A 10,569-nucleotide genomic window follows, 5' to 3' on the forward strand; every position below is an offset into this window, starting at 1 on the left:
AATATGAAGAATCGTCAATTCGGGCGCGCTGGGTGCGTACAAACGGGTCGGCCCCCCGGAGTGTCGGGGGGCCGGTCCTTGCTCTTCGGTTGTGTACGTGCTCCGGGGCGGCCGACGCCTACTGGGTGCGGTTCTGCCCGTGGTAGTACTCGAACACCCAGCCGAACAGGCCGATCAGCAGCAGCGGTGCCGAGACGTACACCAGCCACCAGCCCAGCGCCACGCCCAGGAAGGCGAAGGCGCCACCGAGGCCGAGGGCGAGCGGCTGCCAGCTGTAGGGACTGAAGAAGCCCAGCTCACCGGCGTCGTCCGCGACGTCGGCGTCCTTCCTGTCCTGCGCCCCGGTGTCGACCCGGCGCGCGGTGAAGGCCAGGTAGTAGCCGATCATGATCGACAGGCCGAAGGCCAGGAAGAGGCCCGTGGTGCCCACCGGCTCCTTCGACCAGAGCCCGTAGGTGATGGCGACCGCCAGCAGGAAGACCGACAGCCACAGGAACATCTTGCCCTGGATCTTCACTTCCCGGCCTCCTTGCTGCCGGCGAGCGCCTTCTCGTCCCGGTCCACGTTCTCCAGCTCGTCGAGCGCCGCGATCTCCGGGTGGTGCAGATCGAAGGCCGGGGATTCGGAGCGGATGCGGGGCAGGGTGAGGAAGTTGTGCCGCGGGGGCGGGCAGCTGGTCGCCCATTCGAGCGAGCGGCCGTAACCCCACGGGTCGTCGACCTCGACCTTCTTGCCGTACTTGTGCGTCTTCCAGACGTTGTAGAAGAACGGCAGCATCGACATGCCCAGCAGGAACGAGCTGATCGTGGAGATGGTGTTCAGCGCGGTGAAGCCGTCGGCATGCAGGTAGTCGGCGTACCGGCGCGGCATGCCCTCGGCCCCCAGCCAGTGCTGCACCAGGAAAGTGCCGTGGAAGCCGATGAACAGCGTCCAGAAGGTGATCTTCCCGAGCCGCTCGTCCAGCATTTTCCCGGTGAACTTCGGCCACCAGAAATGGAATCCGGCGAACATCGCGAAGACCACGGTGCCGAAGACGACGTAGTGGAAGTGCGCGACGACGAAGTACGAGTCGGAAACGTGGAAGTCCATCGGCGGAGAGGCGAGGATGACGCCCGTCAGACCACCGAAGGTGAAGGTGATCAGGAAGCCGATCGTCCACAGCATCGGTGTCTCGAAGGACAGCGAGCCCTTCCACATCGTGCCGATCCAGTTGAAGAACTTCACACCTGTCGGCACGGCGATCAGGAACGTCATGAACGAGAAGAACGGCAGCAGCACGCCGCCCGTCACGTACATGTGGTGGGCCCAGACCGTCACCGACAGACCGGCGATGGCGATGGTGGCGCCGATCAGGCCGATGTAGCCGAACATCGGCTTACGGCTGAAGACCGGGATGACCTCCGAGACGATGCCGAAGAACGGCAGCGCGATGATGTACACCTCGGGGTGGCCGAAGAACCAGAACAGGTGCTGCCACAACAGCGCACCACCGTTGGCCGCGTCGAAGACGTGGGCCCCGAATTTGCGGTCCGCCTCCAGGGCGAACAGCGCGGCGGCCAGCACCGGGAAGGCGAGCAGCACCAGCACGCCGGTGAGCAGCACGTTCCAGGTGAAGATCGGCATGCGGAACATCGTCATGCCGGGGGCGCGCATGCAGATGATCGTGGTGATGAAGTTGACCGAGCCGAGGATCGTACCGAAGCCGGAGAGGGCCAGACCCATGATCCACATGTCGGCGCCGACGCCCGGCGAGCGGACCGCGTCCGAGAGCGGCGAGTAGGCGAACCACCCGAAGTCGGCCGCGCCCTGCGGGGTGAGGAAGCCGCCCACGGCGATGAGCGAGCCGAAGAGGTAGAGCCAGTAGGCGAACATGTTCAGCCGCGGGAAGGCCACATCGGGCGAGCCGATCTGGAGCGGCATGATCCAGTTGGCGAAGCCGCTGAACAGCGGGGTGGCGAACATCAGCAGCATGACGGTGCCATGCATGGTGAACGCCTGGTTGAACTGCTCGTTCGACATGATCTGCATGCCGGGGCGGGCGAGTTCGGCGCGCATGAAGAGCGCCATGATGCCGCCGATGATGAAGAAGACGAACGAGGTGATCAGGTAGAGGCTGCCGATCACCTTGTGGTCGGTGGTCGTCAGCCACGAGACCACGATCTGTCCGCGGCTCTTACGGCGCGAGGGGGTTGTCGCCGGTTCCGTGTCGGCGGCGGCACCCTGGGGTTCGTTGAGGATGCTCACGGGTTATTCGTCTCCGCATTCTTGGCCCCGCCCGTGGTGGCGGTGCCCGCCGGGATGTAGCCGGTCTGGCCCTTCTTCGCCAGATCCTCCAGGTGCTTCTGGTAGCGCTCCGGGGAGACGATCTTCACGTTGAAGAGCATCCGGGAGTGGTCGACGCCGCACAGCTCGGCGCACTTGCCCCGGTAGGTGCCCTCCTTGTTGGGGGTCACCTCGAAGCGGTTGACATGGCCCGGGATGACGTCCTGCTTCATGAGGAAGGGCAGGACCCAGAAGTCGTGGATGACGTCGCGGGAGGTCAGGATGAACTGGACCTTCTCGCCCTTCGGCAGCCACAGGGTCGGGCCCGGGTTGCCGTTCTGCGGGTTCCGCTCACCCGGAGTGCCGGCCTCGTACACGCCCTCGGCGCCCTTGGGGAAGCTCTTGGTCATCCGGTCCGGGATGGCGCTCAGCTCCTTGTGGAGGGCGTCCTTGGTGGTGACGTCCGTCTTGGGGTCGCCGTCCACGTCCTCGACGTAGTTGAAGCCCCAGCTCCACTGGTACCCGACGACGTTGATGACGTGGGCCGGCTTCTTGGAGGTCTCCAGAAGCTTGGTCTCATCCCGCGCGGTGAAGTAGAAGAGCACCGAGACGATGATGATCGGGACCACGGTGTACAGCGCCTCGATCGGCATGTTGTACCGGGTCTGGGCGGGAATCTCCACCTTGGTCCGGGAGCGCCGGTGGAAGATGACGCTCCAGATGATCAGACCCCACACCAGCACGCCCACGGCGAGCGCGGCCGCCCAGGAGCCCTGCCACAGGGACAGGACGCGCGGCGCCTCGTCCGTGACGGGGGTGGGCATTCCGAGGCGGGGGAAGTCCTTTGATGTGCAACCGGTCGCGGTCGCCAGGACCAGGCCCGCGGCCAGCGCCTGCTGCAGCTTCCGCCGCATCGGGCGCCGCGGGGTGGGGGTACCGCCCACCGCGCCCGAAGGGCGCCCGTGGGGGAGGTCGGAGCCGTTGGGACTCACGTAGCGCCTTCCCGAGAGTCTCGCCCGCGTCGGTCGGGCGCGGCCCTCTTACGTGGTCGGGCGCCGGCCCAGGCGCGGGCAGGGGTTTGGATGTTTATGCGGACCAAACCCTAGCCGACGCCATTTGGGGCCGCGCGGGGAGGGGGCACAACGCGCCGCGTACCACCCCGATGGGGCCGGATACCGCCTCGGCGCACCGGAACTGACGCCGTGCGGCCCGGTTCCTTCCGGGGAGCCGGGGCGCCGCGGAGGGCAGTTCGGGCCCTACGGGCGGGGCGGTAGCGTACAAGTGTGTCCTATTTCGATGCCGCCTCCTCGCTTCCGCTCCACCCCGTCGCCCGGCAGGCGCTGCTGGCGTCGCTGGACGAGGGCTGGGCCGATCCCGCGCGGGTGCACCGCGAGGGCAGGCGGGCGCGGATGCTGCTGGACGCGGCGCGGGAGAGCGCGGCCGAGTCCGTCGGATGCCGCCCGGACGAGCTGTACTTCACCGCGTCGGGCACGCACGCCCTGCACACCGGGATCGCGGGCGCGCTGGCGGGCCGGCGCCGGGCCGGGCGGCGGCTGGTGGTCTCGGCCGTGGAGCACTCCGCCGTCCTGCACGCGGCCCAGGCGCACGAACGGGCGGGCGGGACCGTCCGGGAGGTGGGTGTCGCCCGTTCGGGGCGGGTGGACGCACAGGAGTGGGGGGAGGCGCTCGACACGGACTGCGCGCTGGCCTGTCTCCAGTCCGCCAACCACGAGGTCGGCACGCTCCAGCCGGTGGAGGAGGCCGCGGACCACTGCGCACGGGCGGACGTCCCGCTGCTGGTGGACGCGGCCCAGTCGCTGCCCTGGGGGCCGGTGCCGGGCAGGTGGGCGCTGCTGACCGGGAGCGCCCACAAGTGGGGCGGTCCCGCGGGGGTGGGCCTGCTGGCCGTCCGCACGGGCGTGCGGTTCGCGCCGCCAGGACCGGCGGACGAGCGCGAGTCCGGCCACGCACCCGGCTTCGAGAACATCCCGGCCGTCGTCGCCGCGGCGGCGTCCCTGCGGGCGGTGCGCGCCGAGGCGGACGCCGAGGCAGCCCGGCTGCGGGCCCTCGTCGAGACGATCAGGGCGCGGGTGCCCGCGCTGGTCCCCGACACCGAGGTCGTCGGCGACCCCGTGCACCGGCTGCCGCACCTGGTGACGTTCTCCTGCCTGTACGTGGACGGCGAGGCGCTGCTGCACGCGCTGGACGCCGCCGGTTTCTCCGTCTCGTCCGGCTCCTCGTGCACCTCCAGCACCCTGACGCCGAGCCACGTGCTGCGGGCCATGGGTGTGCTCTCGGAGGGCAACGTACGGGTGTCGCTGCCGCCGGGGACGTCCGAGGAGGACGTGGAGCGCTTCCTCGGCGCCCTGCCCGGCGTCGTGGAGCGGGTGCGGGCGCACCTGGGAGCGCCGGGCGCCCCCGTCCAGGGCGGCGGCGAGGAGGCGGAGCTGACCGTGGACGCGCGGGGCAAGCTGTGCCCCCTGCCGGTGATCGAGCTGGCCAAGGTCATCGACCAGGTGCCCGTGGGCGGAACCGTGCGGGTGCTCGCCGACGACGAGGCCGCCCGCCTCGACATCCCCGCCTGGTGCGAGATGACGGGGCACGCGTTCGAGGGGGCCGAGGGCACCGTCTTCCGGGTGCGCCGGGTCGCCGGCTGACGCGTCGCGCGGGGTGCCCGCCGCCGTCCGGGCCGCGGGCACCTGGTGCGGGGCCCGGACGGGCGGGGAGACGCTCAGTTCAGGTGGGCCTGGACCTCGGTGGCGGCGTCGTGGCCGTAGGCCTTGGTGAAGCGCTCCATGAAGTGGACGCGCCGCAGTTCGTACTCCTGGGTGCCGATCGTCTCGACGACGAGGGTGGCCAGCATGCACCCGACCTGCGCCGCCCGCTCCAGGCTGACGCCCCAGGCCAGTCCGGACAGGAAGCCCGCGCGGAAGGCGTCGCCGACGCCCGTGGGGTCGGCCTTCTCCCGCTCCTCGGCGACACCGACGACGATGGGCTCGTGCCCCGCGCGGTCGATGCGCGCCCCCTTCTTGCCGAGCGTCGTGACGCGGGTGCCGACCTTCTGGAGGACCTCCTCGTCGCTCCAGCCGGTCTTGTTCTCGATGAGTTCCTTCTCGTACTCGTTCGAGAAGAGGTAGGTGGCGCCCTCGGTCAGCTGCCGGATGCCCTCGCCGTCCATGCGCGCGATCTGCTGGGAGTAGTCGGCGGCGAAGGGGATGCCGCGGGTGCGGCACTCCTCGGTGTGGCGGAGCATGCCCTCGGGGTCGTCGGCGCCGATGAGGACGAGGTCGAGGCCGCCGACCCGGTCGGCGACGTGCTGGAGTTCGATGAGCCGGGCCTCGCTCATCGCGCCGGTGTAGAAGGAGCCGATCTGGTTGTTGTCGGCGTCGGTGGTGCAGACGAATCGTGCCGTGTGCGCGACCTCGGAGATGCGGACGGACTCGGTGTCCACCCCGTGGCGCTCGAGCCAGGCGCGGTACTCGTCGAAGTCCTCCCCCGCCGCGCCGACGAGGATCGGCCGGACCCCGAGCTGGCCCATGCCGAAGGCGATGTTGGCGCCGACGCCGCCGCGGCGGATGTCGAGCCGGTCGACGAGGAAGGAGAGCGAGACCGTGTGCAACTGGTCGGCGACCAGTTGGTCGGAGAAGCGCCCCGGGAAGGTCATCAGGTGGTCGTTTGCGATGGAGCCGCAGACTGCGATACGCACGACGAATTCTGCTCCTGAGAGACATCGGGTACCCCCGTACGCCCAGCGCACGGAGGAAAGGCGCTCGTAACGCTACCCGCTGGGACTCCGAAGCCGAACAGGACACAATCACCCCAAATCGCCAGGAATCGCCCCGTCCGCCGGGTCCCGTCGGGCCCGGGAGCACGGGAACCGTCCGTTCCCCCGCTCCGTCCCACCCACGTCCCCCGTACGCGGGGGGCGGGCAGAGGGAGACCTCTCACACGCGGAGCCAAAGGAGTTTTCGGTGAGTACAGACCAGCCCCCCCAGACCGAGGACCGGCCGGCGCCCCGGAGCAGGCGACGGCGGCCGGCCGTCGTCGCCGTGGCCGTGGCCGTCCTGGCGGCCGGCGGGGGCGGCGCGTACTGGGCTTCCACCGCCTCTTTGGACGGCACGGACGGCTCGGGCAGCGCGGCCGCCGGCTCCCGGCCGCCGAAGCTGACACTGGACGGCACCGCGGCGTCCGCGCACGACAGCGGCGAGGGCATCGCCCCCGGGGAGCCGATGGGCCCGCGCGGCTACCGCGCCGAGGGCGACCTGCCGCACGGCCCCGACCGGGCCGCCGTCCGCAGGACCGGCCACGACGTGAGCAGGAAGCAGGCGGCCGAGCTGGCCGAGGCACTCCGGATCAGGGGCGGGGTGCAGGCGGAGGACGGCCGCTGGCGGGCCGGCGGCGGCCCCGGGGCGCGGGGTCCGCGGCTGACCGCCGAGCGCGGTGCCGACGGCGGCGCCTGGACGTACCAGAACGGCGGGACCGTGCCGCTGGACGCCGACGCCCGCCCCGAGCCGGACCCGGCGCCGGGCGGCAAGCCGCTCTCCGAGAAGAAGGCGAAGGACGCGGTCCGTCCGGTGCTGCGCGCCCTCGGCCTCCAGGACGCCTCGCTCCAGGCCGGTTCGTCCGTCGGCGGCACCCGCACGGTGACCGCCTCCCCGAAGGTGGACGGCCTGCCGACGCACGGCTGGGACAGCACCTTCGTCGTGGACGGGAAGGGCTCGATCAGCCGGGCGCAGGGCAGTTGGAACCAGACCCGGAAGGGTGAGGCGTACCCCGTGCTGAGCGCCACCGCGACGCTCGACCAGCTGAACAAGGCGAGCCAGGCGCGCGGCGGCCGCGGTGAGGGCGGCTCCCGGAACGGGCCGACCACCATCGGCGGCGCCACGTTCGGGCTGTCGCTGGAGCGTTCGCAGGGCGAGCCGCTGCTCGTCCCGGCGTGGATCTACGAGGTGAAGCGGCCCGGCGGCGGTGACATGGAGGTCACCCACCCGGCGGTCGACCCGGAGTACCTCAAGCCGTCCGCGACCTCGGGGCACCACCCCGGTCAGCCGGGGAAGAAGCCCGGCAGGAGCCCGCAGGAGCGGCCCGGCAAGGACGCGGGCGAGGAGTCCGGCGGCCGGCTCGGCACGGGCGGCAAGGGGCCCGGGACCGCACAGGCGATCGAGTCGTACACGGTCGACGGGCGCACCCTGACGGTGCGGTTCTGGGGCGGCGTGTGCGACACGTACCAGGCCACCGCCGAGGAGTCCGGCTCCAGGGTGAAGGTGAAGGTCGACGCCGAGCCGAAGGACAAGGACAAGAAGGTCTGCGTGAAAATCGCCAAGCGGCAGACCGCGAAGGTGGAGCTCGACGGGAAGCTGGGCGGCCGCAAGGTGGTGGACGCCCGCGACGGCGAGAAGCTGCCGCGCGCATGAGCCGGTCGCGGCGCTGCCGCGGCCCCGGGGACGACGAGGGCGGCGGACTCCTGGTGGGGGGAGTCCGCCGCCCTCGTCACGCCCTGCCCGGCCGCCCGCCCGGGGCGGCCGGCCGGATCAGTTGAACGAGTCGCCGCAGGCGCAGGAGCCGGTGGCGTTCGGGTTGTCGATGGTGAAGCCCTGCTTCTCGATGGTGTCGACGAAGTCGATGGAGGCACCGCCGAGGTAGGGGGCGCTCATCCGGTCGGTGACGACCTTGACGCCGTCGAACTCCTTGACCACGTCGCCGTCGAGCGAGCGCTCGTCGAAGAAGAGCTGGTACCGCAGGCCGGAGCAGCCACCCGGCTGGACGGCGACGCGCAACGCCAGGTCGTCGCGGCCCTCCTGCTCCAGCAGGCTCTTGACCTTCGCGGCGGCGGCGTCGGACAGGATGATGCCCTCGCTTACAGCGGTCTCGTCCGAAACGGACATCTGCTTCTCTCCCGGGTTGTACGGACTGCTCTCTTACCGTCGGCTCAACCGACGGCATCCCGGATTCATTCCAGGAGTGGTCACTTCATGCTCGCACACCCCCGGTTCGATCGGGAATGCGTCACATCGACGCGAGCGCCCATCGTCAAAGTGACGTGAAGCGGCTATGATAGATAGCGTCACTTAGACGAAAAGCCTCTCCGGCGCGACTTCCGAGTGGCACCAGACGACGCTACTGAGCTACAGAAAGGGCTGGTCCCGTGAATGCCCAGCCGCTGGACGTCCAGCCGACCCCGCTCGCCCTGCTGCTGCTCGGCCGCGAGGCCGACCCGAGGAGCGAACGCGGGGTCGAGTGCCCCGGAGACCTGCCCTCCCCCTCCGACCCGGACCTGGTGGCCCGCGCCCGCGCCGCCAAGGAGAAGCTCGGCGACCGGGTCTTCGTGCTCGGTCACCACTACCAGCGCGACGAGGTGATCCAGTTCGCCGATGTGACCGGCGACTCCTTCAAGCTGGCCCGTCAGGCCGCGGCCCGCCCGGACGCGGAGTACATCGTCTTCTGCGGCGTGCACTTCATGGCCGAGTCGGCCGACATCCTCACCTCCGACGCCCAGCAGGTCGTCCTCCCCGACCTGGCCGCCGGCTGCTCCATGGCCGACATGGCCACCGCCGAACAGGTCGCCGAGTGCTGGGACGTGCTCACCGAGGCGGGAGCGGCCGAGGGCACCGTCCCCGTCTCGTACATGAACTCCTCCGCCGACATCAAGGCGTTCACCGGCCGGCACGGCGGCACCATCTGCACCTCCTCCAACGCCAAGCGGGCCCTGGAGTGGGCCTTCGGCGAGGGCCGGCGGGTGCTCTTCCTGCCCGACCAGCACCTCGGCCGCAACACCGCCGTACGGGACCTGGGCATGACGCTGGAGGACTGCGTCGTCTACAACCCGCACAAGCCGCACGGCGGCCTGACCCCGCGGCAGCTCCGCGACGCGCGGATGATCCTGTGGCGCGGCCACTGCTCGGTGCACGGCCGCTTCTCGCTGGACTCGGTCAACGAGGTGCGCGAGCGCATCCCCGGCGTCACCGTGCTGGTCCACCCCGAGTGCAAGCACGAGGTGGTCTCCGCCGCCGACCAGGTGGGCTCGACGGAGTACATCATCAAAACCCTCGAAGCGGCCCCGCCCGGCTCCAAGTGGGCCGTCGGCACGGAGCTGAACCTCGTCAAGCGTCTTGCCGGCCGCTTCGCCGCGGACGGCAAGGAGATCGTCTTCCTCGACCGCACCGTCTGCTTCTGCTCGACGATGAACCGCATCGACCTGCCCCACCTGGTGTGGGCCCTGGAGTCGCTGGCCGGGGGGACGGTGGTCAACCGCATCCAGGTCGACGCCGAGACCGAGCGGTACGCCAAGCTCGCCCTGGAGCGGATGCTCGCCCTGCCGTAGCCTGCGGCGAATGCTGCTGCGACCTGTCAGGGACACGGAAGAGGACGCCGAGACCGTACGGAAGCTGGCCGAGGCGGCGTTCGGGGCCTCGCACGCCCTCAAGGGCGACACCCCGCAGGCCCCTCCCACCGCCGCCCGCGCCGCGCGCACCCGGGAGAGGATCCGGCACATCGTGCGGCACGACCCGGCCGGCAGCTGGCTGGCCGAGGACGGCACGGGACAGGCGGTGGGCGCCGCCCAGTCCCACATCCGGGAGGGCACCTGGGGCCTCGCGCTCCTTGTCGTCCTCCCCGGGACCCAGGGCAAGGGCGTCGGCCGCGCCCTGCTCCAGCGCACCCTGGAGTACGGACGCGGCTGTCTGCGCGGCATCATCTGCTGCTCACGGCACCCCGCCGCCGCCCGGGTGTACCGGCAGGCCGGCTTCGCACTGCACCCCACCATCCGGATGCGCGGCGCCGTCGACCGGGACCGGCTCGGCACCCCGGACGGCCCGGCGGTCGCGGGCACCCGGCGGGACAGGGACCTGCTCGACTCCATCGACCGCCGGCTGCGCGGCGGCGCCCACGGGCCCGACCACGCGTACCTCATGCGCCACCACCGGCTCGTCGTCGCCGACGACCTCGCCGGAAGCGGATACTGCTACCTCGACGACGACGGCAAGGTCGCCCTGCTGGGCGCCACCTCGCGGCGGCTGGCCACCCGCGTGCTGACCGCCGCGCTCCTGGGAGCCGAGGAGGGCACCGTCGTGGAGGTCCAGGACGTGACCGCCGAGCAGCAGTGGGCCGTCGACGTGGGGCTGCGCGCCGGGCTGGAACTGCGCGCCGAGGGCTTCGTCTGCTTCCGCGGCATGCGGCCCCCGACGCCCTACATCCCCTCGGGCGCCTTCCTCTGACCCCGGCCCGCCCGTTCCCGCCGCCCGTTCCCGCCGGCCGGTTCCGCCGCCCGTTCCCGTCGACCGGCCCTGGACCGCCCGGGGACGACCAGGG

The 10,569-nt window shown here is 71.1% G+C and carries 9 protein-coding genes; 4 read left to right on the forward strand and 5 right to left on the reverse strand.

Translation table 11 applies throughout. The annotated features are described in order from the left end of the window. Positions 1-118: 118 nt before the first annotated feature. The 3 genes from FM076_RS08525 to ctaC are packed head-to-tail and all read right to left on the reverse strand — an operon-like array spanning position 119 to position 3,254. Positions 119-517: an aa3-type cytochrome oxidase subunit IV gene (locus FM076_RS08525; RefSeq protein ID WP_173869316.1), complete on the reverse strand. Its 399-nt coding sequence runs from the start codon at positions 515-517 to the stop codon at positions 119-121. Next, positions 514-2,244 (reverse strand): aa3-type cytochrome oxidase subunit I, encoded by a 1,731-nt coding sequence (ctaD, locus tag FM076_RS08530; protein WP_173869317.1) that lies wholly within the window; start codon positions 2,242-2,244, stop codon positions 514-516. The genes FM076_RS08525 and ctaD overlap by 4 nt, the downstream gene beginning before the upstream one ends. Beyond that, on the reverse strand, positions 2,241-3,254 hold the full coding sequence (gene ctaC / locus FM076_RS08535) for an aa3-type cytochrome oxidase subunit II (RefSeq protein ID WP_428814744.1): 1,014 nt from the start codon (positions 3,252-3,254) through the stop codon (positions 2,241-2,243). Before ctaC ends, ctaD begins: the two co-directional genes overlap by 4 nt. Before the next feature lie 291 nt (positions 3,255-3,545). Here ctaC and FM076_RS08540 point away from each other — a divergent pair, with 291 nt between their 5' ends. After that, positions 3,546-4,919: an aminotransferase class V-fold PLP-dependent enzyme gene (locus FM076_RS08540; protein WP_173869319.1), complete on the forward strand. Its 1,374-nt coding sequence runs from the start codon at positions 3,546-3,548 to the stop codon at positions 4,917-4,919. 74 nt (positions 4,920-4,993) lie between these two features. Here FM076_RS08540 and FM076_RS08545 read toward each other — a convergent pair whose 3' ends face one another. Beyond that, entirely contained in the window at positions 4,994-5,968 is a 975-nt protein-coding gene (locus tag FM076_RS08545) for a PfkB family carbohydrate kinase (RefSeq protein WP_173869320.1), read from the reverse strand. A gap of 265 nt (positions 5,969-6,233) precedes the next feature. Between FM076_RS08545 and FM076_RS08550 the strand changes: the two genes are divergently transcribed. Further along, a complete protein-coding gene (locus FM076_RS08550; protein ID WP_173869321.1) occupies positions 6,234-7,676 on the forward strand; it encodes a hypothetical protein in 1,443 nt (480 codons plus the stop codon). 117 nt (positions 7,677-7,793) lie between these two features. Here FM076_RS08550 and erpA read toward each other — a convergent pair whose 3' ends face one another. After that, positions 7,794-8,147, reverse strand: coding sequence for an iron-sulfur cluster insertion protein ErpA (gene erpA / locus FM076_RS08555; RefSeq protein WP_016468530.1), 354 nt, complete (start codon positions 8,145-8,147; stop codon positions 7,794-7,796). Positions 8,148-8,407: 260 nt separating this feature from the next. Between erpA and nadA the strand changes: the two genes are divergently transcribed. Together nadA and FM076_RS08565 are read left to right on the forward strand one after the other, a co-directional pair. Further along, positions 8,408-9,583 (forward strand): quinolinate synthase NadA, encoded by a 1,176-nt coding sequence (gene nadA / locus FM076_RS08560; RefSeq protein ID WP_173869322.1) that lies wholly within the window; start codon positions 8,408-8,410, stop codon positions 9,581-9,583. A 10-nt stretch (positions 9,584-9,593) separates the two neighbouring features. Beyond that, positions 9,594-10,475 carry a GNAT family N-acetyltransferase gene (locus tag FM076_RS08565; RefSeq protein WP_173869323.1) on the forward strand — a complete coding sequence of 294 codons (882 nt, stop codon included), beginning with the start codon at positions 9,594-9,596 and terminating at the stop codon, positions 10,473-10,475. Positions 10,476-10,569 lie beyond the last annotated feature (94 nt).

It is taken from the genome of Streptomyces albus subsp. chlorinus (assembly GCF_013302895.1).
In the GTDB taxonomy this organism is placed as follows: Bacteria; Actinomycetota; Actinomycetes; order Streptomycetales; family Streptomycetaceae; genus Streptomyces; species Streptomyces chlorinus.